Raw genomic sequence first — 22,600 nt, 5'->3', positions numbered from 1 at the left:
GCAATGATGCCTGCGACAGGTTTACTTTTCAGTGATCATGCTTGTGCGTCATTGGTAAACCAAATCGTCAATCAGGTTCTAAAACGACTGCATAATCGATCGACTGATTCAAATTTAGCGACACAGAATATTCAATTTTTACGCCTCCCAGCTAGTCATTGACGGAATAGCAGGAGGCGCAAATGAAAACGACAATGAAGTTTCTCGGTGCGCTCGGTTTGATCGGCGCACTGGTCTCGGCAAGCTCCGCAGGAGAATTGCTGCGTCCGCGCATCAGCCTTGGTACGGCCAACGTCAAGACCATCAGTGGCGATCGCGGCGGCTATGTGATCGACTATGCCATTCGTGCGCTAAAAATGCGTCGCAGTGGCACTTTTGTGCGGTTCAACGGTTCGTGCGACTCGGCCTGCACGCTTTATCTGTCGATGCCCAAGAGCAAGGTGTGCATTACGCAGAGCGCGTCGTTCGGCTTTCACCTGCCGTATGGCGTTTCTGCGCGCGGCAATCAGGTGGCCGCGAATTTCATGATGAAAAACTACCCTGGCTGGGTTCGCGGCTGGATCGCCAAGCGTGGGGGGCTAAAGAGCTCCATCGCGACCATGACATACGCGGATGCGAGCCGCTTTCTGCCGACGTGTCCTTCCCAACAGCAGGGCATGACCGTCGCGAGCCTGAGCCCAACGCGTCTGCGCGGCGGCTGATTGCCTGCGCAGTACTGAAACGTCATGACGGCGGGTGGTCGACGGCACCCGCCGTTCGTCAATTCATATGGCGGGTGCCCAGTTGATGGAACAGCTCACCTGGGAACAACGCCTCGCCGATTATCGCGTGGATTAACCAGTTCTCAAGAGGCGTGGTTAACGCAAGCTCCATTTCATTGACTCTTTTTTAGCGCAAGCCGATTCTGCGGGTGGGGGTTTGAAGGCTGTCGGCCATTATTTGGGGCCGAAGCGCAAACTGGCGGCGGGTAGTTTGTATGAGCATCGGCGGCAGTAGGGGGTCGGCGAGCCGACCTGAGAGCGGCCTTACGCAGTCGACGGCGGGGACCGCTTCGGCGAAGAATGTGCGCTTCCGGAGCAGGAGCCTGCGGGTCATCTGCACGGGCCTGTTGTCGTGGCTGCTTTTGGGTGTCTACCGCGGCGCAATCATTGATCCGCAAACCACGGTATCAGGCCTTTTGGCGGCCGTCCCCAAGGGATTGGCATCGAGCTACTATGACCTGATTGTCGTTACGTCCCTGACTGTGACGACTTTGGTCCTGCTGTTCCTGGCAAAGGCGAGCCGTCTCGGCTCAGCAATCGTCGTCTTGCTCTTCTATGTTGCTATCGTGGTCTCTCTGGGCTGGGGATTTGCCAACATCAATCTCGTCAAAATGCTGGGCGAACCGTTCACGTTCCAGTGGCTGGTCTATGGCGACTTCCTGCAGAATGCCGATGCCAGGAACGCGATGGGCGACGCGCTCAACATCAAGGACTTCGCTACCCTTTCCGGGTCCGTCATCCTGGTGCTCATTCTTGGCTATGCCGCGGCCAGTTTGTGCCAGCGGCTGAGCGCCGCTGGCTACGGGGCCTTCCTGGGCGTGCTCGTTGTGTGTGTCGGCGCTGCCATCGCCGGTAGTGGACACCACGTACGTGCGGAAGCGCTGCCGGCGGCCGAGATCGACAATCCGATCCTGTATTTTGTTAAATCGGCCCTGCTCAATCCAACGCCGGTCGTGCTGACGATGAATGCCAGCACCAATGACCCGGATGTCGCCAGCGTCGGCGAGCGACCGCCGGAAACGTCGACCTTCAAGGCGCCGACGCCGAACCCGATCAAGAACGTGCTGATTTTCATGATGGAGTCGGTGCCATCCAAATACATCGAGACGTTTGGCGGCAAGTATCCGGTCACGCCGAATATGAAGAGGTATGCAAAGGACTCGATACGATTCGACAACATATATGCGCACGCACCGTCCACGCATTACTCGATATTTTCTCTGCTCACCTCGATGTACAACGACATTTCATATTACGGCATGACGGCAAGGTACCCCTATCTGCCGCTGGACTCGATCTCCAACACCTTGTCCAAGAACAATTTCCGCACAGGGTTTTTCTGGAGCGCGGATTCCCGATTCCAACGGGTCGATGAGTTTTTCCTCAACAAGGGACTGGATGTGATCCAGGACTACCGGGGGCAGAAATGCGGCACCCCGACCTTCAAGCTCAGCTCCGAGCAGTGGAAAAACATGGACTACAACAGTGACCTTTGCACGGCGCAGTCGATCATCGACTGGATGAACAAGGACGAGGCAAAACCTTTCTTCGGCATCATGTTCACGGCGATGACCCATTATCCCTACATCACCGACAGCCCGATGTTTTCGAAGATGGCGCCTTCCTCCGATGGCAACACGCTGGTCCACTACTCGGACGACCAGAAATTCAATGCCTATCTCAACGCCCTGAAGGTCGGCGATACGGCCCTTGGCGAGATCCTTGAATCGCTCAAGCAGTCTGGCAAGCTCGATTCGACGCTGGTGGTCATATTGGGCGATCACGGCGAAGCGTTCGGGGAGCATGGCGACTACATTCATGCCAGCGCCATCTACGAGGAAAACATCCACATCCCGCTCATCATGATCAACAAGCATCTCTTTCATGATGAAGTTGCTCACCCGGTCGGCGGCATCGTCGATATCGCCCCGACGATCTTCGACATACTCGGACTTGCGCTGCCCAAGCAGTGGCAGGGGCGCACTTTGTTCAGCGAGCAACGGCCAAACAAGACCTTCTTCTTCAATCCCTGGGCCGGTTTCCTGTTCGGCTATCGCGAAAACGATCGAAAGGTCATCTTCAACGCGACCACCGGCAAGGTGGAGGAATACGACCTCAAGGCCGATTCCGATGAGCGAACCAACCTCTTCACTGATACCGGGGATCGAAACGCGCTGCTGCAGCCCATCGCCGGATGGGTGCAATCGCAGAGAGAGCGCGTGGCCGACCTGGTGGCCGCCGCGGCGAAAGAGACAGGACGTTGCGCCATCACCAGTCTGGAGGTCGACGCTGCCGGCATTAATCTCCGGGGCGCGCCTCGGTTCGATGTCGTGGTCGACGGAAAGACCACAGCCGAGATCGACGTCCCGGGCAAGGAAAGCGTCGCATCGACGCCGGAAGCCGCCATGGCGGAGCTGATGCAGGCGTCAACCCTGGCCAAGCCGTTCCACATCGATCTCAGCAGCGTGCCTAACCCGAAGACGATCGAGCTTCGCTACACCAACGACCTGTGGGGCGGAGACGGCAAGGCAGGTGATCGCAATCTGTTCATCAAGAGCGTCAAGGTGAACGGTCAGTTGGTGCCAAACACCAGACTGCGTGTCGACGAGCAATCGCACGGCTACACCGACGACAACGGGACCGCCATGTACAGCAACGGCTCGCTATGGGTTAGCGGCCCGTTCGTCGAGGGATGTCTATAGCGTGCCGCGTGGCAGACCGTCGTCCTCGATTTGCAGCCCGTGCGCGCCGCGGCAGACACTGACCGTCCTACCGGTTGACATCTTCGAGGGGTACTCACTAGCATGCGAAACACTGACGGTTGCAGCGTGGAGCCACTTGTCAGCGCAGGACGGACCGGGCCCGTTCTTGCGGTATGCTCGGCTGGTCGACGCCCGCTTGGGAAGCGAACATTGAATGCGACCGCTCAGCATGACGAACAGGACCGGATTGCCATTTGAGTCAGCGAGCCGGGCGAGGCGACATCGACTTGCCATCTCGTTTGCGCGCGTCCTGGCCATTTGGTGCCAGATGGCGCTTTGCGGAGCCGCGCACGCAGCTGGTCCCAAAGACAGCGGCCCTGCAGATGCCGTTGCCGTTCCCACGGCTTTCCAACTTCAGCTTGTTTATGCTGACCGCACGTGGATATGGGATAACGGAGCGGCCTATTTCGGACAGAAGGATCGACCGGTCCGGGCCTGGACCTCCGAGCAAGACACGGCTTCTGTCGGCGAAGGCAGATGGCATCTGAGCAACGATGGCAAGATGTGCATGGATCTCGTCTGGCGGTCCAAGACCTACGCCGCAGCGCCGATCCGCACGTGTTTCAGCCACCGCTTCCGGAGTGGGACCCTCGAACAGCGCAAGGATCCGGACGGTGTCTGGTACAGTTTCCGGCACTCTCCGGGAGACCCTTCCGACGAGCAACGAAAGTTCGAGGAAGGCGATACAAAGGGCGCGCAGTTCGACAAGATCCGTACCTCGATCGATTCCAAAAGTTGAGGCTCGCCGAGAAGCTCACCCACCTCAATGAGCCCACGTCCCCGACAACGACAAACAGGGACGACTACAAGCTTTGCGAGCTGGTGATGTCCTCCGATGCATTTGGTATTCCTGGCGAAGTTGACCGGCGGCGCCTCGCTGTCGGCATCGGAATTGTGAACGCGGTGGCCTCCAGCCCGAAGAACGGGGCGGCTGTCCTGACGATGGTATCGATGTCGGAAAGTTCCGGCACGAAGCCCAGGTGTTCGCGCGCTTTGATCGGGTCCGCATAGAGCTCCGCCGGGTCTCCCGGGCGCCCGGGCCGGAAGACAACCGGAACCGATTTGGACGTCATCCGGGTGACCGCCTGGAGAATCTCCTTGATCGAAACCCCGCGCCCGGTGCCGAGATTGACCGACAGGTTTTCGCCACCCGCCTCCAGATGCATGAGAGCCCTCAGATGCGCGCGGGCCAGATCGCTGACATGGATGTAATCGCGCACGCAGGTGCCATCCGACGTGTCGTAGTCTGTGCCGAAAACCTCGATCTCGTCGATTGTGCCTGATGCGGCCATGAGCACGCGCGGGATCAGGTGCGTTTCAGGCGAGTGCCACTCACCGAGCTCGCCGTCGGGATCGGCGCCGCAGGCGTTGAAATAACGCAGGATCGCATATTTCATTCCGTAGGCGCTGGCATAGTCGCTGATGATCTGCTCGCCCATCAGCTTGGTTCGCCCATAGGGGCTGATTGGATTTTGCGCCAAGGTCTCTCGAATGGGCAGTGTTTCGGGAACGCCGTATGTCGCGCAGCTGCTTGAAAAGATAATGTTTTCGATAGAACTCGAGCGTGCCGCGTCAAGCACCGCGATGGTACCCGACACATTGGTCGAATAATACTCTGCGGGCTCGTGAACAGACTCGCCCACATAGGCCAGCGCAGCAAAGTGGATGATCGCTTGCGGCTGGTAGGTGCTGATCGCCTGCTGTAGCGCCTCCCGGTCCCGGATATCGCCGACAACAAGCGGCCCCCAGGCAACGGATCTCTCGTTGCCACGGCTCAGATTGTCAAAAACGACGGGCAGGTAGCCGGCAGCTGACAACAGCTTGCAGGTGTGGCTGCCGATGTAACCGGCCCCACCCGTCACCAGGATTGCCGGGCGGCTCATTACATCGCAGCTTCTTTGACGCGCCGGTTCGGGTAGAGAAGGGCGTCAAAATACGCCGTGGTATGCGCGAGCCCCTGGCTCAGGCTGATCTTTGGCTCCCAGCCAAGATTTTCCCGGGCAAATGAGATGTCCGGCCGACGCTGCTTGGGATCGTCGACTGGCAGCGGCCGATGCACGATCTTCGAACGTGAGTTGGTGTATTCGAGCACCTGTGTCGCCAGTTCCAGAATGGTGAATTCGGCAGGGTTGCCGAGATTGACCGGGTGCTGCGGTGCGCTCGGTGCGTTCATCAACTGGATAAAACCTTCGATGAGGTCGTCCGCGTAGCAGAATGAACGGGTCTGCCGGCCGCTGCCGTAGACGGTCAGGTCGTCACCGTGCAATGCCTGGACGATGAAGTTCGAGACGACGCGGCCATCGTCTGGTTGCATGCGGCGGCCATAGGTGTTGAAGATCCGTGCGACGCGGACATCGAGGCTATACGTTCTCGAATAGTCGAAGAACAGCGTCTCGGCCGAACGCTTGCCCTCATCATAGCAGGATCGCGGACCGTGCGGGTTGACGTTGCCGAAGTAGCCTTCCGGCTGCGGATGTACCAGGGGGTCGCCGTAGACTTCGGACGTCGAAGCCTGAAATATCTTCGCATTGTTCCGCCGCGCGAGTTCGAGCAGGTTCAGCGAACCAAGCACGCTTGTCTTGAACGTATGGATCGGATTCGCCTGGTAATGCGGCGGGGACGCCGGACAGGCGAGATTGTAGATTTCATCGACCTGGAGATCCACGGGCAGAGGGTCGACAATGTCGTGCTCGATGCACGTAAATCGCGGATCGCGCACGAGGGGATTGAGATTGTATCTTTTGCCGGTGTGGAAATTGTCCAGCGCGAGAACGTCGTATCCATCCCGCAAAAGACGCTCGCACAGATGCGAACCCAGAAATCCTGCCCCACCGGCAACCAGCGCGCGACCCTGATTGGAATTCGCGCCCCTTCGGCTGTTCCCGGCCCCGAGTTTCAGAACATTGACAGTTCTACCCATACTCCACCCCTTCGCCCTTACGCTCTGCGCACACTACTGCCGGCCATAGCGTTGCCGGGCGACGTTCCTGAGAACGTCACAAACCTTCCGCTCCCGCGGAATCGTCCACTCCTGATGTCTGTCGATTGCTTTTTGAGTTGCTGGGCGGTGCTACTCGGCTATTAGCTGCCGTTCAGCATCCGATACGCCCCGAAACCGCGGTCACGCGCCTGATGCCACCATCGCCCATTGCTCGCCCAAATTGCACATCCCAACGTTTCGAAAATATACCTGTGCAAAACATAGTCAACTAAATTAGCGAATCGTTAACCGTGTTCATTCGGGAGTGGTTAATCGCAGGGCGGCAGCGCAGCCACATAAATCTGGGGATTGGGCTATAAACTTGAAAGTACCACAGTAATATAAAGACCATTTTTCTGATCTTTCGAGGGGCGATCGCCGGAAAGTTGATCATCAAGACACTCTCACCTCTGCAAAAAATAGGCAGATGTAAGACTAATACTTACGTTAGCAAACTTTATACTAAGAGAGGTGTAGCATTTGAAAATATCGAAAATATTCGTAGATGCGACCTTGTCAATAAAATCTTACAAGCCAATGCGGTTGGTTCCCGAAGCGTGCCGAAATCCCCGCCAGTTCAGCCCTCAACTGCCCGACGAGATCTTGCGCGACGAGCGGGGGTGATCGCGACCGATAGCCCCGGACGCCTACCTCTTTCACCGTCGGCCCGGGATTGACGCACACAACCGCTCTCCGCAGTCGTAGCCTTCGTTGGCAGATGCAGCATACCCCAATAACCCGGTCCATTCTGAAGCGATCCGCGTATGGTTTGCGGATGTCGGAAGCAGAGATCCAGTCGAAGCCGCGCGAAAACGGTCGTCGTCCCTTCTGTCGAACGGCTGTCTCAGGATGACTGTGGCCGGCAGCGAGCGTGGAGATGCCAGGATATGTGCTCTGCCGAGCTTACCGCGGCTGATCCCTATTGATCGCGGCAGCTTGCGGCCCCAAAAGCTGCCTGGCGGGAATGCGCCTCATATCGGCCGATAGGGCGTTCCTATCCGTGCCGATAAGCGGACGTCGATAAACAACCCGCCATGAACGGCTTTCGTCATCAGGGGTCGCCCGAGGCGTTTGTAGCGTTCGGATCGGGCGGGCGGGTTGATATGAGACCCGGCGTCTTGGCGATTTAGAATGGAATCGGCCGCTATGAGCGCCGCAACCGTCTCCCTGTCCTGTTGCCGGCGCTCGCGGGAGTGTAACCCTGTGCCGGGTGTCCTTGCCCGGCGCAGGGTAGGTTTCCACGCCCGCTCAACTGCTTGACGCCGGATTGTTTCAGAGGCCGGCTGGAAACGTGCCGTGCCCACTTTCGATCGTTGCCAATTGACCACTAAGGACTGCACCATTCTTAAGGTCGTGCAGGAGCGCCACCACGCCCGCAGTGACACATTCTCGGATTTACTTGACCGGAAGATTACGAGCGCGATTGTGATGTTTTCGGGAAGACATCCCCGAACGTGGTGACCCTCAGCACCCGCGTCGCCTCTCGGGTAAATGACGGCCCTGCTGAAACCCGTATCGTGGCACATGACGAGATGCGCGGTCTTGTTGGCATGCTTTTCTCGAAGCGCCGCGACAGCAAATACCGCAGCGGCCGGTCGACCGCCTGGCTGAAGATCAAGAGCTATATGGTTGAAGAATACGATTTGCTCGGCGTCGAGCGTGAAGCTGGCAGGCCGGCTTTCGCTCTGATGGCTGAGCGCCGCACCGGCGTTATGTCGGAAGCGCATTCGTCACCTTGAACCGGGAAATGCGCGAGAGGCTATGGAAACGCGTCCAGGAGCACTCAGGCGGCGCCCAAGGGCATCATGAAGCGGCCGGCGACGCAATGGGTAAAGCCGGGCCTCATTGGACGCGTGAAGCACCTGCGCGGCGAGGATGGCCTGCGTCATGCCTCACTGCAGGATTTCGCGAGGAAGATTGAACGCTATATCGGAGCCATGCCAGCAGCAGATCGCCCTACCGTCCGCTTCGCCTATCAACGCGGCTTTCAGGTCCTCGACGGAAGCGCGATCCTCCAGACGTTCGAGAAACAGGACGAGGCGTTCAAGTTCGTGCTCGGCCGAGGTGCTCGCGTTTGGCTGGCATGGTCGCGGACCATCATAGGAGGGCAGACGGCGCCCTTCGATTTCGCCGCAGCGTTCCAGCAGGAAAAGGTCGGCCGCATCATGAAGACGATGCACGGCCCAGCCGCAGGCACTTGGTTCTGGACCTGCCATGACGGCGGCGCGCACGGAACAGTCGAAACGAAAGATGAGGCTGTTGTTGGAGTCGAGCGGCATTCACGCGGCGCATCGCCGGGGCGCAGATCTACGCTAACCGGCCAGCGCGATCCAAAGCCAAAGCCTAGGCCGCTGGTGAGGCCTAGGAACAGCTTGCCGGCCCCAGCATGGTCCCAATTTGGGACGAATATGTTTGGCACCCATATTGCATCCACATCTTTCGCCGGCTGATCCCCGGTCCTGATCGCGTACTCTGATCAGGTGTAGGCTCGCCGGGCTCGAGGTAGTTGGGGTCTTCGCCCGGCGAGTTGTCTAGCAATGTTCAGTCATGTGATGCCATACTCCGAAATGGCGCAGGCACTCCGCAGGTTGTGCATCGCCCGACCAAGGTCCGATCGGTATAGGACTTCAGTCGCGAGAGGGCCGATACGCTGTACGATTCCGAATAGTTGTTACATTTCACACTGTTACAAAGAGCCTCGCGGTCGTTAGTCGCCCATTGCAATGAGCATTTATCTAAAGTTCATTCATTCGAATTAGGAAACACTTATAAGCCGCTCTATAACGAATCGGCGAGGTGGCTATTCGCCGAGGAGGTACCATGACGTCCCGAAAAACGCTGTTGGCAGCGCTTGCCGCGCTTGCGCTAGTGACCGCTCCTGCTTTCGCTGGCGCGGGTGGAAACGGTGGTGGTCACGGCAATGGTGGTGGTCACGGCAATGGTGGTGGTCACGGCAATGGCGGCAAGTCCGGCAACAGCGCTTCGCACGGCAAGTCGGCATCGGCTCACGCCGGAAAGAAGACCTCGGGCGACGACCAGGTCGCCGTCGACGACATTGAGGTCGCCGCGACGCCTAAGGACAAGAACATTCACGCCAAGCTTGGCCGGCTGAACTCGCTGCAGCGCAACATCAACGCCTATATGAACTCCAAGAGCAAAAAATTCGCCGGCATTCAGGCTTATGTGACAGGGTCGGCGGCCGCCAAGGGCGCCCAAGCCGCGGTAGATGCCGCCCAAGCCGAAGTCGACGCGTTGAACGCCAAATTGAACGACCCGAATACTCCGGCCGACCAAGTCCCGACCCAGGAGCAGATCGATGCAGCGCAGGCGGCGCTCGATGCCGCCAATATAGCGGCTACCGATGCTGCTGCCGCCGTCCCATCGCTGGATGACGCGCTCGCCGATATGGCCAACAAGCCGGTAGACGCCGAGGTCACCGAATGGGCCAACGGCGTGCTTGCCGAGAAGATCGACGAGATGGCTGCCAAACAGGCTCCTGAGCCAACACCGTAAGCCGAACGTTCAAGCCGCCGGGTCACACCCCCCCGGCGGCTTTTGGTGGCTCTACGGAACCCCTCAGGGAAAGCGTTACGCAGCGATGAGCCAAGCTCCGTTCACCGGCTTTTTTGTACATAAGCGGAACCTGAAATTTGGGGGCTTGTTGATAGAACGGCAGCGAGTGGGTGTTCGCTGCTGGTCGAGGTCCCGCAAGACTCGGCCGGGCTCGCATCACACCTGCCCCGGTACGGTGCGAGCCCATCGTCGCGCGACCAAGCGAGATCCCATGTGTCGGTCCATATTTGATACTAGGGGACGGCGGTTCATCATCACGATGGTTTATGGCACGTTGTCCGCCATGCCGAGCGCCAGACTCTGTCTTGGCCGTCTGCAGCAAGCGCTGGTCGATAGCGGCGGCCTTGAACGCCGCAAATGCTACGGCCGGACTGCAGCTTCCATCCTTGGCCTCCGCAATTAATCGGCACGCATTTCTATAGGCCGCCGCTTCCTTATTTGGCCACTGCGGGTTGGGACCCAGCCGTAGGGGAATGGCTTCCAAAAATTGTATGGAACCGTGGCGACGACCACACATTTCTACCTAAGCGATCGATTCCTCGGATGTAGCCGTGACGACGGAAACATGCGGCACCTGGAAGAGAGGCTAAGTCGCATGAAAGACCAGTGGATCCGACCACCAGTTCATCGAAGGCGCCCGCCGTAGCCAGCGCTGGGCGGAGAGAGAACTGGAATCCCTACAATCGACCATCCAAGAGACACGCCGCATCCTAGAGGCCTCACGGAAGCTCTTGGAAAAGATTGCCGAGCGCGAACACCCTACCCAGCCGTAGGAATGGCCGGTGCAGTTGGGCAGCTTGTGGGGGCTTAACCGCACCGGCCACTGCGGGAAGATATGAGGCCCCCCGCGCTGCTTAAGATATAGGCATATTAGCAACCGAGCAAATTATCTCGCATTGCCATCTTGAAGGCTCAACCGCGAAGCCAACTTAGTTCGAGAGAATGGGCGGATTGGTGAACGCGATGTCGCACCCCGGTAGCAGTGAGCATCTTTGGGCTTTGGACCTTGCCGACCTGCGCAAGCAGTTTGGAAAGTTCGTTCAAGAGCGCGGAACAGCGCCTCTTGAGTGGGACGAGCACACCAAGCTGTTCCATGAAGAACGAAGGGAGCGCTGCCAGGAAACGGACCCTACCGGGCAGTAGGGGAATCACTCAGACCGTCAACGACGAGATGGAAGCCGAGGTCGACGAAGCCGCCGTCGAGCGCCCCCACGAATAGCCATTTTGCCGTACGAATCCGTACGGTCGTTTTGATTGAAGAAAGGGTCTCGGCGGGCCTATAAAGATGGTGTTTACCATTGCCTTTTTGGGAGGATGCGATGGTTGCAACGCCCATAGATATCGCTCAAGCGGCCACTGCGAATACGGCCACCTTGCTGAAGTGGCAGAAGTCCATGGAGGAACGCGCCACATTTCGCCAGAACATGGATCAATCGCGCAGGGCGATTCAAGTTTCACGCGAACTGCTAGAGCGCCTTCGTCAACGTCATCGCGACGACAATAGCGTCGCGGATGCGCAAAAGGATTAGCCGCCAGGGCAGACGGTGAGACAGGTCCGGGAACCTTATTGCCGCAAACCGGTTCGGGCTGCTCGCCTACGCTCAGATCGAGGTCCCCGGCTAGAAGGCCGCTCGCTTCGTAGCCCAGCGATTTGACCGGAAAAAGAGTGCTGGTGCTCGAGAGCATCAACCGCGGCGCATAACCACTGACGTTGCCTGCTCCCCCTGAGGGCGTTAGTAGCCCGCAACCGGAACATCACATGTGCTGGTGCATTGCTAGTGAACGCCAATTCGACTGGGGCGCAAAATGCATCGCGCGATCACAAATGCATGGGCAATGGTGCGAGAAGCCATCGTTGGGTTCGTCAACGACAATGCTCTCAGCCATGGCGCGGCAATCGCTTTTTATGCCACAACATCGTTGGCGCCAATTCTGCTCATCGTGGTTGCAATTGCGGGTCTCGCATTCGGTCACGAGGCAGCCCAAGCGGCATTGTCCGCCCAAATCACAGGGATGATGGGTACAGAAAGCGCAAATATCCTGCAAACCGCATTGAAGAGCGCATCCGAAAAGCCATCCGGCGGCACCTGGGCGGCGGTGATTGGCATCATCACCTTGCTTGTGAGCGCTTCCGGGGTCTTCGGCGAAATACAGCAGTCTTTGAACATGATATGGAAGGTCGAAGCGCAGGGCAGTTCGTTGTCGCGCCTGGTGCGCGCACGTGCGGTAAGTCTGGGACTGGTCACCGCACTTGGCTTCATGTTGCTCGTCTCTCTAGTCGCGAGCGCGGCGATTTCGGCCCTAGGCAACCTCATCAACGCACAGTTGCCGTTCGGGACACTTGTACTGGCCGTTATCAACGCGATCGTTTCTTTTGTCCTCCTCGCAGCTATTTTCGCCGCTATCTTCAAGATCTTGCCTGATCGAACCCTGGAATGGCGGGATGTCTGGATTGGCGCTGTTGTAACCGCTGCCCTGTTCACGCTCGGGAAATCGCTTATCGGTTGGTATATAGGCTCCAGAGCGGTCGCGGCCTCATATGGGGCCGCCGGTGGGCTGCTCGTCATCCTGCTGTGGGCTTACTACTCGGCGGAAATTTTTCTTTTTGGTGCGGAAATCACTCGCGCCTATTCCATTCGACACGGCAGCAGGTCCGATCTGGACGCTGTGCTTCACAGTGCTTGACTTGCAACATACGCCACTAACGATGAAATCGACTAGGCGCGCGGCGCGCCGGCTGGCTGCCTTCGCGACGCCACCCGCATCATCACCCGTCGGCGCCGACCGCATCACCGAGCAGGGCACGCGAGCTGGATACGATCGACGCCATATGATGAGTGCACGGGTCGCTGGTGGGTCAAACCATCGCGGTCACAGTTTGAGTTGGTTGGGAAGACGCGGTTCAGCGGCGACGCGGACGGCGCTTGCGTATCGGCTTTGATCTCGCGCGCCTGCCGTCCGGCGCCTTCTTGGCGGCAGCGGAGCGGTATAGGTTCATGAGGTCAATCAGGAGCCGAACAATGGCAATTGCAGTTGCAGCATCGAGCCAGCCCGCAATGCTGTTGAGCATCGGGATTGTTCTCCAAGCTTACGACGTGAAAGCGGTCGAAGGACCTTGGCGGCAGTGCAACTCTTCGCCTAGGCAGGGAGTGCCACCTAATCGTTGTGGCACTCAGTTGCCAGCCACCATGACATGAAAAAGGCCTCCGAAGGAGGCCTTTGGATGGTGTGAGCGAGAATCTCCACCAAACAAATTATCCCACATTTTATGCATGCAGCGCAAGCCATTCGGCTTGGCCAAGGCGCGCTTGGCGACCTTGATGCTTGGCACCGTGACCGTCACCCCCGCTCTTCAGCCGCAGCCGATGGTCGCTGTCGGCACTTTCAGCTGCGGCAATGCGATGTCATTGTTGGCGCCATGAAACCAGCGCTTCACGTCGCTTCCGCGAAATGGGATCCTTGCAAGCACCAAGCGCAAGCTCATCAGCCAGAGGGTGTAATGGACTGAGCGGGCGTTCTCATATTGTGAAACGCCGAACAGATCCCGGGTCCCTGGAAGAGCGGCAGCAAACGTCAGAGAGCCGCACTTCCAGGGAGGCTGGATCAATAGTCGTTGTTGTAATAGCGATCATCGCAAGGCGCCGTGTAGATCCGGCCGCGGCGGTCCTGGTAACGGCAAAGCTGTTCGCCGCGGCGCTGCGGCGTGGTCGACTGGCCGATGACGGCGCCGAGCAAGGCGCCGCCGGCGGCACCCACGACCGTGCTTTCGGTGTTGCCGCCCAGTGCCTGGCCGGCGAGGGCGCCGACACCGCCGCCAATGAGTGCGCCTGTGGTTGCCCTCTGCTGCTGTTCGGTCTGGGTCGCGCAGCCTGCAAGTGCTGCAGTCATGAGCACGGCGGCAATGGTTTGTCTGATGATCATCTTGGAACTCCTTTGGAGCCCCAAACGCGGATCGGGGCGAATGGTTGCCAGTTGCTGGCGCATTGCGGCCAAACGGCGGCACGCCCGCTCACGAAATGAGACGTGGTTTCTCGGGCCTTGAAGACAATGGTTGCCAAAGCGGAAACGGCTTTCGCGAACAGGTCGGTAGCGCCTCGGTTTGAATCGCATACCGATCTATCTGGTCGAGGACATCTTCGGGAATGGTGACGTTGACGCGCACCACCTTTGTGGTTCGGCTTTGAGCGCTACCAGGACGGCGACCCGGCTGAGATTGTCATTGTTCGACATGACATCTTCCAGGGATGATGGCTCGGGAATGGCTTCGCCATCCTCGACAAGGCCTTCGAGATGGAAGGCCAGGGCCTCTTCGGCCATGGCGCGGGCGTCGTCGAGGCTGGTGCCGGCGGTGACCACGCCCGGAAAGTCGGGAAAGGATACGCCGAAGTCGCTGTCCGCTTGCTTGTGGATCAATCCGATATAGTGACGCACGGGTCGGTTCCCCCAAGGAGCGGCTTCGAGGCTCGATCAGACTATCGAGCCATTCGACACAAACTGTCGAGGTATTCCTAATGGGACCGTAGGAAGCTGCCTGGTAGGTTGGGCATGCCCCAGGCAGACATTGCCTGGGCAACGGTCGAGAGTGTGGGGAAAGTGCCAAAGTTAGATGGCGGGCACCAGACTGTGCCTAGAGTTCGCGCCGCGCAGTACGTGCGCATGTCGACGGAACACCAGACCTACTCGATCGACAACCAAGCGGATGCCATTCGCGACTATGCCGATATCATGGCTTACGACATTGTCGCCACTTACGAGGACCTCGGTCGCAGCGGTTTAAACCTTGGAGGGCGCCCCGGTCTTCAGAAGCTGTTGGCCGATGTCGAAAGTGGGCGAGCCGATTTTGAGACGGTTGTGGTCTATGATGTAAGCCGGTGGGGGCGTTTTCAGAACATTGATGAAAGCGCAGCCTACGAATACCGATGCCAGATGGCCGGCGTGCGTATCGAATTTTGCGCCGAGCAATTCGCAAACGACGGCAGCATCGGGTCAGACGTCCTCAAAGCAATCAAACGGAGCATGGCTGCCGAGCAGAGCAGAATGCTCTCGCAAAAAGTCTTCATCGGCCAGGCAAGGTTGATCCGGCTGGGCTTCCGGCAGGGCGGGAAGGCCGGCTTTGGCCTGCGGCGCCTGCTTGTCGATCAACACGGCCGCTCAAAATGCATCCTTTCATCCCACGAATACAAGAGCCAGCAGACGGATCGAATAGTTCTGGTGCTCGGCCCGCCTGACGAGATTGCGACAGTGAAGTGGATCTTCAGTCACTTTGTCAGAACACGCAAGACAGAGCTGGAGATGGCAAGACTGCTCAACAAACGCGGCGTGCTCAGCGATTTGGGGCGACCATGGACGCGGGAATCCGTGCACTCGGTGCTGACCAACGAAAATTACATTGGCAACAGCGTCTGGAACAAGCATTCGGCCCGGCTGAGAAGCCATCAAGTCCGTAATCCCCCCGAACAGTGGGTGCGGGTGGAAAACGTCCTGGAGCCGATCGTCGACCGCAAACTGTTCGACCGGGCGCAGATCGTGCTCAAGACCATCTATCGCCACATGACCAACGACGAGATGCTGGCTGCTCTTAGGGCACTTCTGGCTCGCCGTGGCGCCTTGTCGTTGGCCATGATCGACGCCGATCCGGGGTGCCCGCCGGCCCAACGCTACCAGTGGCGTTTTGGAACCATTGTCAAAGCCTATGAACTGATCGGATACGAGCCATCCAAAAACTACCGCTTCATCGGCGTGAACCGGCACCTGGAATCAATGAGGCTGCAGATTATCCGGGATCTTGTGGGCGCGATTGATAAGCAGGGCGGGGTTGCTGCCCATGACATGGCGATGGACCTCCTGCGGATAAACGAGGAGATCACGGTGGCGATTACAATGGGCCGATGCAGGGTTTCCGGCTTCGGCTATCCACGCTGGTTTTCCAAGGCCGATAAACGGCCACTACCCGACATTTTCGTCCTGATCCGTATGAATCCCGGCGACCTGACCGTCCGGGATTATTTGATTGCGCCTGCGCATGAGATCGCTGGCAAATCGGAACTGCATGCCATCAATGGGATACCGCTGGACAGCTATATTTTTCCCACGCTCAATCCCATTCTCAGGCTGGCAGAGCGAGAGCCTGTGGGGGGCGTGGCTTGGTAGTCAAGCGCTTACCCAAGGACGCCGCCTACCGTGCGTTGGAAAAGGGTGGCGACAGACATGCGAGCAATATTGTTGCTGGCGCATTAGGGTCCAAGAAGAGGCTTCGTTCACACGAATTTTTGGCGACCTACGATACGGAATGCAAACGCATGCGCGATTTCGGCACGCAAGCGGCTAAGTCTGAACAGAGCCTAGACCGGATAGTAGCGGCGCTCCACCTGATGATGCGCGACAAGCAATTCTGCGCCACGCTGGTGTCCGAGGGCTTCAGGACAATGCCAAGCCTACTGGCACATAGGTTGCGTGGCGCGACCCGCGAGCCGCAAATGTTCTGCTCTCCCGGAAAACCCGCTCCCGAGACAGGCGAGAACCGGAAAGCCGTTAACGGAATTTGCCCTGATGTCCTCGACCTGCTTCGGGACGCGCCGGTGAAAACAAAAATCTTCGGGTTGCTCCAGAAGGTGCTGCCAGCCAGGCAATTGGAGATTGCCCGGCTGATGGTGGCGATGGACCGGGTCAGGATCACCTACGCGAGACTACTCGTCGCTCTGACACCGCAAGCCCTGCTGGTCGAGGGTTTTAATCTCTCAACGATCACCACACAGGCGGAAGACCAGCGCGGCGCGATGGTGCTCGATGTCGGCGCGCTAAGCCTTGCGGTTCTCAGCGCCGCGGAACGTCATGGCCAGGTGGGCCTGGAGCTTGTCGCAGCCAACCGCTTTTTCGACCGGTTGATGGATAATTCCAGAGTGGTGCGGTATCTCGCCCGGACCTTTCCGGGGCATTTTGAAGAGTTTCACAGCTTCTCGATGCCATGCCTCGAACAGGGGCGCTAGATGGTCGGACGTCAACTCCTATACAAACCGATCGCCGTCGCCGGGATGCAAACAACAGAACCAATGTGACTTCTGTCCAGGCCTCGAAAACCCAAACCCGCCGAGCTTGCCGCAGCCAGAATGCTCGCAAAGCGATTTTCGATCGGCTCTCGGCCGCGCGGAATCGCTGTCATCCCTTCGGCAAGCCGGCTCGGTTCGTCGCTCATAACGGGTTGATCGGCCCGACCAGGCCGGGATGGTCGTTGGGCAACTTGTTGACGGCGCTCGTGTTCACCTCACGTCCAACGCGGTTGAACTGCAGCTGACCGTCGATGTCGTGGCTGAGAATGTCCTTGAGGCTGTCCTTGGGCGTCGCCGGGTCCAGCCAGGCGTCATAGTAGGCCGGGTCGAGAATGAGAGGCTGCCGATCATGCAACTGCTTCATCGGTTCTGCGGCAGGCTCGGTGATGATGGTGCAGCTGGTTATGTCGAGATTGGAATTGTAAGCCCAAAGCCCGGCGAACGAGAAAGGCGCGTGGCCTGGCTGGTAGATGTGCCAAGGGTCTTTCTTGCCGTCGGCAGGCGATATCGTCCACTCGTAGAAGCCATCGGCAGGGATCAGGCAGCGCTTGGACTTGTAGGCGTCGCGGAAGGCGGGCGCTGTATCGATGCCCTCAATCCTGGCATTGAACATAGCCGCCTTGGGCATTTCCTTTGCCCAGAAAGGGACCAGCCACCAGCGCCCTTCACGCAGCCGGTGGTTGCCATCCTCACCGGCAGTGACGAATGGGACATCCTGAGTCGGCGCGATGTTGTACCGGGGCTCGTCGTTGCGGCCCGTCTCCGCCGGCGCAGTCAGGCGGTAGAGCCGGTGGATTTCCGACCACGACAGATATTTGGTGTAACGTCCGCACATCGCTCTGCCTCAGTTGCGCAGGAGTTCAGGCACGCTGAGCGGGCCAAGGTCGGAATTCTCCTATACTCGTCGCTGCGGCGCCAGACGCTGCGTTTCTCGGCGGCGGTGGCCGATTGATTGCCTTAGTAGCCTTGCGGAAGGCTCTGGGCGACCGCAGAGTTCGCCTTGGTGTGCGCTGTGGAGGCAAAAAGGCAAAGCCGACAACGATCATGCCATGTCCCTCTCACTGCCGACTTAGCAAAGGCTCTCGCAAGGAACGCCGTCCTTGTCGCGGTCGAGCTTGCCGCCCCAAGAGCAGTTGGCCAAGTACCAATTAGCCTCATCGCACGAACTGATCTGGGGACAAGTTCGCCGCGGCTGACAAGAATAGCTCTGCGCCACCTGCCCATTGCTCATCATGCCGAGTGGTTGTTTTGCAGACGGCTTGGTGGTGCCGTTCGCATGCTCTGCGCGCCAATCCCATGGTGCCTGAAACGCCCCAGCCCACAGACCGACCTTCGCTGCCTGGGCCTTCGCCTGCTGTCCTGCGTAGGCTCCGTGGCTGTAGCGCGGCCAATCTAGTGCCAAGCCCCGCTCGACAAGCCAGCTCTGGACGTTGCGACCGTCGGCGCGATCGCAATCCCCAACAAGCCGGCCGTACCGGTCTCGGTTAACAAAGCTGCAGTGCAACGGACGCGATGCAGCCAGGAACTCGTGCAAGGCTTGGGCAGCATGGCGCCCGCAGGCGTATTCGAAGCCCTTACCGTCGTCGCAATATTGCTTACTCTCGGGCGCATCGATGCCGTTCAAGCGGATGCGCTGTCCGTGGATCTCGATCGTGTCGCCGTCGATCACAGACGCGACACCGGCGATCGGCGCCGGCTTCGAGCCGAACCAGTTCGATGCATTGATCTCTGGCAAACTTTCGCTGTGCTGGATGGCGGTTTGCGCGACCAGAGCGCCAGCCGCTACCGCAGTCACCAAAATCAGGCGCCGCGGCACATTCGCCCATCGGTGCGCACGGCTATGCTTGGCACCGGCTCGCTTTCGCCAGCGATCAGATCGATTGTCGTATCGGTATTTGTCCACGCCCTCTTCCCCGCAGGGAGGATGCGACTGTTTCAACAAAGAGTCCAGAAGACGAGACGCGCGGAATGCTAGCGCGGAAGCCGATGCGTGCCGACGCCCTCGACTTCGATCTCGGTTAAGCGGGTTCGATGGCCTGTTGGGGTGCATTCGGCTGTCGGGCCTGACCGGCGCGCTCCCGAAGGTGCATTCACGCGGGAAAACCCGCCTTTCTGAAGCCTGACATAAAAAGCTCGAGGGCAACCTGGTCGGCGAACGGGAAACCTGAAAACAACCGGACAGTCAGGTCGTGTTTCCTCGTCAGTGCTTCCTCGACTTCAACGCGCGCCTTCTGCGTCTCGCCCAAATGTGCGTACGCCGCTGCGAGGAACGCATGAATGAAGAATTGGTCGCCGGCCTTCTGGTACGAACTGATGGCCTCCACGTACCTTCCAAGCAGGAAGAGGGAGCTGCCCTTCACCTCCCAGAACCAAATTGGAGGTAACGGGTCGCGCAGGAGCGCAGTTTCGAGCACGTTCAGCGCCATCTCGGCCCGTCCGCCGTAGTTGAGCCAGCTTGCATAGTCCCCCGCTATGTTCATGTCTAGCGGGTTCAACGAGCGCGCTTGCTCGAAATGCACTCCCGCATCGCTGTGCTGGCGCATGTGCGTAAGCACCAGCCCCATGCTCTGGTGACAGACGCCATCGCTCCTGTCGAGAGCGAGCGCCGTTCGTGCCGACTCCCAGGCCTTCTGTAGCGTCCGCGGATCGTTGTCGTACCAAAATCTGCCGACGAGGGCCTGCGCGAGGAAGCCGTGGCCTTGAGCGAACGTCGAATCGAGCTCGACACACCGGACGAATAGGGGCTCGGCCATGTCCAGTTCATACCGGTAGAACTGCGCGCGCCCCTGCAGGTAATAGTCGTATGCATCCCAATCGGCGGGAGGCTTGCGTCTTGTCCGGCTCGTCGAATCGGCCTCCGCCCGGCCTTCGACCATCGAGGCGATGAGAGCCGCAACCTCGTCTTGCAATGCGAAGATGTCGTCGAGGGCCCTGTCGTACCGTTGGGCCCACAGGTGGGTGCCGGTGGCGGCGTCAATCAATTGTGTGGTGATCCGAATGCGATCACCGAGCTTTCGCATGCTGCCTTCGACGAGGTAGCGAACTCCGAGTTTGCGATGGGCTTCGGCAATGTCCAATGCCGGATGGCGAAACTGAAAAGATGAATTGCGCGCGATGACAAGGAGGGAGCGGAACCTGGCCAGCTCCGTAATTATGTCCTCGGTTATGCCATCGCTGAGATACTGCTGGTCCTGATCGCCGCTCAAATTGGCAAAAGGCAGGACCGCAATCGACGGCTTGCCGGACTCTGGTATCGCTCTGCGGGATGCGCTCGCCACCGGCTCGACAGTCCCGGTGAAGCGGTAGCCGACGCGAGGCACCGTGGCGATCCACTCGCCGCCGTTGTCAGCCGGACCGAGTGCCTTTCTCAGTGTCGCTATTTGGACCGTAAGGTTGCCTTCCTCAACGGCGGTTCCCGGCCAGGCAGCGTCCATCAGTTCGGCCTTGGTCAGGATCTCGCCGGGCCGGGCCGTGAGCGCAGCAAGCAGCGTCAGCCCACGATGCCCAACAACGATCGGGATCTGCTCTTTCAGGAGCGTCCCGATGTCGGGATCGAGTACGAACGGACCAAAAGCGATGCGTGTCGCCTGCATCTGGGCATATTAGACGTTCCGGCGGATTTCGGAACAGTGTCGGCACCGCTTTAATCCCCGGGGCGCTTTCGAGGCCTATGCCCAGAACGCGGCCACCTGTCCATCGATCAGAAGATAGCGATCGGGCGCTGGCCGCTGCGCAACAAGGCGGCATTGCCGCGCGGCCATTTCGGGCCATGGGTGGAGAAGCAAGGGTGCCTTTTCAGCAGCATGGCCGAGCTATGCATGCGGCTGGGTGCCAGGCGCCAGTACGCGAGACGGCCAGGACAGCGGGCGGCGAAGCGACTGGACGACGAAATATCGCGACCTGGTTCGGTCATGACTCCCGTTTTCGGTAGTTTCACTCGTCGCAGGTGCCGTTTGGCCACCGCACCCGGTTCAACGGGTACTAGCTTAGCAAAATGGCCAGGCGAGTTATATTCTGCTCGCCAAGCGCACTCGAGATGATTTCTACCAGGCCGCAACCTATTTCAAAGCTAGACCAGCCTCCACCAATCGCCGGAACGCTTCCGATCTGGTGGGAAGATCTGGCTGAGTGCGACGCCATTCGTCTACGCGAGCAAGTAGGTCGGTCGAGAGCCGCAACTCGAAGCGTTCAGTTTTGTTGTCGACAGGATCAGGAACGTTTGACAATAGCGGTGTCCGTAATGTACGGTATGTACGTAATGTGGTTCACTCTTCGTGACCGAACGTCGTGCAACAACACGTCGTTCGGCCTAGCCACAACCCAAGCTGTGTGGAGTTCGGATCGTGGCTGATTCCGACAATACCATGACTTTGTCTCTCGTCACCCGCAGGAGAGCAATTGTGGGAACGACAAATGCAGCTGCGAGACTCAGCCTAAGCGCATTTGCTTACAGCGATCCGGGCGCGAGCCGATCAATTAGTCCTGCAGTAGCGCGCGGTGCGGATGTCGGCAGGCTCATGAACAGACTGGATGGGTGTGCCTTCAGCAGCAGGACCTGAACAGAAACCAGACCGCCAAACTCACTATCAAGCCCGAGGATTTAAGAGCCGGACACCTTCACCTCTCTGCCCTACAGACAAGAATTCGACCCCCGCTTTTGTCAGGGCCGCTTCAATGGCCTGCAAAGTGCTAATCCGGGAATCCACCTTGCCGTTTTCCAACCGGACCAGCGCGTTAAGCGAAACAATAGCCTTGTCAGCGAGTTCCTGCTGAGACCAACCCAGCAAAGCTCGTGCGGCTCGAATCTGTCGTGGACTGACCATGGGTCCACAATTGGCAGGCAGATTTTCTTTGCTACCGATAGGGTTCTTTTACACCCTATAAGGTATACGAAATGGCGATTCGGCTTTCAGATAACGTACCGACAGACTCTCTGTCGGCTGGCTAATGGAGCATCGAAAAGCCTTGTTGAAACCGCAGCGCTTCGTCCTCCTTCGGACAGGGCAGAAGCCAAAGATCGACAGTGATCCTCATCCCGCCGATCAGCATGTCGGCAGGCAGATTGCGACGGTTCGGGTCCAATCGGACGTATCGCAGGCCCAGCTTGCCCGATCGATAGGCATCAGTTTCCAGCAGCTCCAGAAATACGAGAACGCGCGGAATCGCGTGAGCGCGTCGATGCTCTACGAGATCGCCAGCTCGCTCGGCGTTCCTGTCAGCCGCTTCTTCGAAGGGCTGCCGGGAAACGATGAGGCCCGCGTCGAGGCGCGGCCCCTCCCGGTCGATGAGCGCCTGGATTTTATTGCCAGCGCGGAGGGTCGGCGCCTGATTGAAGGGCTAGTGAAACTTCCGCCCCGTGTGCGCGGTCGCGTCTCGTCCCTGATCTCAGCGTTAGGAGAAGAACTGGCCCTGCTAGACACGAAGGCGGAACGCGAGACACCCGGCGAGTCTGCGCCGGCCGAATGCAAGACCGTCTGA

19 protein-coding genes and 1 pseudogene are annotated in these 22,600 nt (G+C 58.9%); 10 read left to right on the top strand and 10 right to left on the bottom strand.

Going from position 1 to position 22,600, the window contains the following annotated elements; genetic code table 11:
- Positions 1-182 precede the first annotated feature (182 nt).
- From NKI37_RS02005 to NKI37_RS01995, 3 genes are all read left to right on the top strand, one after another.
- The gene (locus tag NKI37_RS02005; RefSeq protein WP_023746383.1) at positions 183-701 is read left to right on the top strand and encodes a hypothetical protein; all 519 of its coding nucleotides are present in this window, start codon (positions 183-185) and stop codon (positions 699-701) included.
- A 275-nt stretch (positions 702-976) separates the two neighbouring features.
- A complete protein-coding gene (locus tag NKI37_RS02000) occupies positions 977-3,463 on the top strand; it encodes a sulfatase-like hydrolase/transferase (protein ID WP_081725501.1) in 2,487 nt (828 codons plus the stop codon).
- A gap of 214 nt (positions 3,464-3,677) precedes the next feature.
- Entirely contained in the window at positions 3,678-4,262 is a 585-nt protein-coding gene (locus NKI37_RS01995; RefSeq protein ID WP_023807745.1) for a DUF995 domain-containing protein, read from the top strand.
- Between the two features lie 64 nt (positions 4,263-4,326).
- Here the strand turns inward: NKI37_RS01995 and galE are convergent, their stop codons facing one another.
- Together galE and NKI37_RS01985 are read right to left on the bottom strand one after the other, a co-directional pair.
- Positions 4,327-5,406 (bottom strand): UDP-glucose 4-epimerase GalE, encoded by a 1,080-nt coding sequence (galE, locus tag NKI37_RS01990; RefSeq protein ID WP_023670637.1) that lies wholly within the window; start codon positions 5,404-5,406, stop codon positions 4,327-4,329.
- Positions 5,406-6,443 carry a UDP-glucuronic acid decarboxylase family protein gene (locus NKI37_RS01985; RefSeq protein ID WP_023670638.1) on the bottom strand — a complete coding sequence of 346 codons (1,038 nt, stop codon included), beginning with the start codon at positions 6,441-6,443 and terminating at the stop codon, positions 5,406-5,408. The genes galE and NKI37_RS01985 overlap by 1 nt, the downstream gene beginning before the upstream one ends.
- Positions 6,444-8,035: 1,592 nt before the next feature.
- Between NKI37_RS01985 and NKI37_RS01980 the strand changes: the two genes are divergently transcribed.
- Positions 8,036-8,242 carry an ATP-dependent DNA ligase gene (locus NKI37_RS01980; protein WP_023693726.1) on the top strand — a complete coding sequence of 69 codons (207 nt, stop codon included), beginning with the start codon at positions 8,036-8,038 and terminating at the stop codon, positions 8,240-8,242.
- Positions 8,243-8,395: 153 nt separating this feature from the next.
- Here NKI37_RS01980 and NKI37_RS01975 read toward each other — a convergent pair whose 3' ends face one another.
- Positions 8,396-8,782 (bottom strand): hypothetical protein, encoded by a 387-nt coding sequence (locus tag NKI37_RS01975; protein WP_023807744.1) that lies wholly within the window; start codon positions 8,780-8,782, stop codon positions 8,396-8,398.
- Between the two features lie 541 nt (positions 8,783-9,323).
- Here NKI37_RS01975 and NKI37_RS01970 point away from each other — a divergent pair.
- Positions 9,324-10,016 (top strand): hypothetical protein, encoded by a 693-nt coding sequence (locus tag NKI37_RS01970; RefSeq protein WP_352788217.1) that lies wholly within the window; start codon positions 9,324-9,326, stop codon positions 10,014-10,016.
- A gap of 22 nt (positions 10,017-10,038) precedes the next feature.
- On the opposite strand, the gene NKI37_RS31915 is transcribed toward NKI37_RS01970, so the two are convergent.
- Positions 10,039-10,593 (bottom strand): DUF982 domain-containing protein, encoded by a 555-nt coding sequence (locus NKI37_RS31915; RefSeq protein WP_156940630.1) that lies wholly within the window; start codon positions 10,591-10,593, stop codon positions 10,039-10,041.
- 802 nt (positions 10,594-11,395) lie between these two features.
- Between NKI37_RS31915 and NKI37_RS01965 the strand changes: the two genes are divergently transcribed.
- Positions 11,396-11,605 carry a hypothetical protein gene (locus NKI37_RS01965; RefSeq protein WP_023669236.1) on the top strand — a complete coding sequence of 70 codons (210 nt, stop codon included), beginning with the start codon at positions 11,396-11,398 and terminating at the stop codon, positions 11,603-11,605.
- Between the two features lie 277 nt (positions 11,606-11,882).
- Entirely contained in the window at positions 11,883-12,761 is an 879-nt protein-coding gene (locus NKI37_RS01960; RefSeq protein WP_352628667.1) for a YihY/virulence factor BrkB family protein, read from the top strand.
- 918 nt (positions 12,762-13,679) lie between these two features.
- On the opposite strand, the gene NKI37_RS01955 is transcribed toward NKI37_RS01960, so the two are convergent.
- Positions 13,680-13,997 (bottom strand): YMGG-like glycine zipper-containing protein, encoded by a 318-nt coding sequence (locus tag NKI37_RS01955; protein WP_023690487.1) that lies wholly within the window; start codon positions 13,995-13,997, stop codon positions 13,680-13,682.
- Between the two features lie 184 nt (positions 13,998-14,181).
- Positions 14,182-14,507 (bottom strand): annotated as a pseudogene (locus tag NKI37_RS01950) (type II toxin-antitoxin system HicB family antitoxin); the annotation flags it as partial.
- A 114-nt stretch (positions 14,508-14,621) separates the two neighbouring features.
- On the opposite strand from NKI37_RS01950, the gene NKI37_RS01945 reads away from it, so the two are divergent.
- Both NKI37_RS01945 and NKI37_RS01940 read left to right on the top strand, forming a co-directional pair.
- Entirely contained in the window at positions 14,622-16,226 is a 1,605-nt protein-coding gene (locus NKI37_RS01945; RefSeq protein ID WP_084634068.1) for a recombinase family protein, read from the top strand.
- Positions 16,220-17,062, top strand: coding sequence for a plasmid partitioning protein RepB C-terminal domain-containing protein (locus tag NKI37_RS01940; protein ID WP_245263171.1), 843 nt, complete (start codon positions 16,220-16,222; stop codon positions 17,060-17,062). Before NKI37_RS01945 ends, NKI37_RS01940 begins: the two co-directional genes overlap by 7 nt.
- A 202-nt stretch (positions 17,063-17,264) precedes the next feature.
- On the opposite strand, the gene NKI37_RS01935 is transcribed toward NKI37_RS01940, so the two are convergent.
- The 4 genes from NKI37_RS01935 to NKI37_RS01920 all read right to left on the bottom strand — a co-directional run bounded on the left by NKI37_RS01935 (position 17,265) and on the right by NKI37_RS01920 (position 21,945).
- Positions 17,265-17,957: an SOS response-associated peptidase gene (locus tag NKI37_RS01935; RefSeq protein ID WP_023827732.1), complete on the bottom strand. Its 693-nt coding sequence runs from the start codon at positions 17,955-17,957 to the stop codon at positions 17,265-17,267.
- A gap of 234 nt (positions 17,958-18,191) precedes the next feature.
- Positions 18,192-19,025 (bottom strand): thermonuclease family protein, encoded by an 834-nt coding sequence (locus NKI37_RS01930; RefSeq protein ID WP_245260658.1) that lies wholly within the window; start codon positions 19,023-19,025, stop codon positions 18,192-18,194.
- A gap of 187 nt (positions 19,026-19,212) precedes the next feature.
- Positions 19,213-20,715, bottom strand: a complete 1,503-nt coding sequence (locus NKI37_RS01925) for a winged helix-turn-helix domain-containing tetratricopeptide repeat protein (RefSeq protein ID WP_023685736.1) — start codon at positions 20,713-20,715, stop codon at positions 19,213-19,215.
- A 993-nt stretch (positions 20,716-21,708) separates the two neighbouring features.
- Positions 21,709-21,945 carry a helix-turn-helix domain-containing protein gene (locus NKI37_RS01920; RefSeq protein WP_023694075.1) on the bottom strand — a complete coding sequence of 79 codons (237 nt, stop codon included), beginning with the start codon at positions 21,943-21,945 and terminating at the stop codon, positions 21,709-21,711.
- 142 nt (positions 21,946-22,087) lie between these two features.
- Between NKI37_RS01920 and NKI37_RS01915 the strand changes: the two genes are divergently transcribed.
- Positions 22,088-22,600: a helix-turn-helix domain-containing protein gene (locus tag NKI37_RS01915; protein WP_352788222.1), complete on the top strand. Its 513-nt coding sequence runs from the start codon at positions 22,088-22,090 to the stop codon at positions 22,598-22,600.

The organism is Mesorhizobium sp. M0626, from assembly GCF_040320665.1.
Classification (GTDB): domain Bacteria; phylum Pseudomonadota; class Alphaproteobacteria; order Rhizobiales; family Rhizobiaceae; genus Mesorhizobium.
This window is presented reverse-complemented; position numbering and strand designations above follow the sequence as displayed.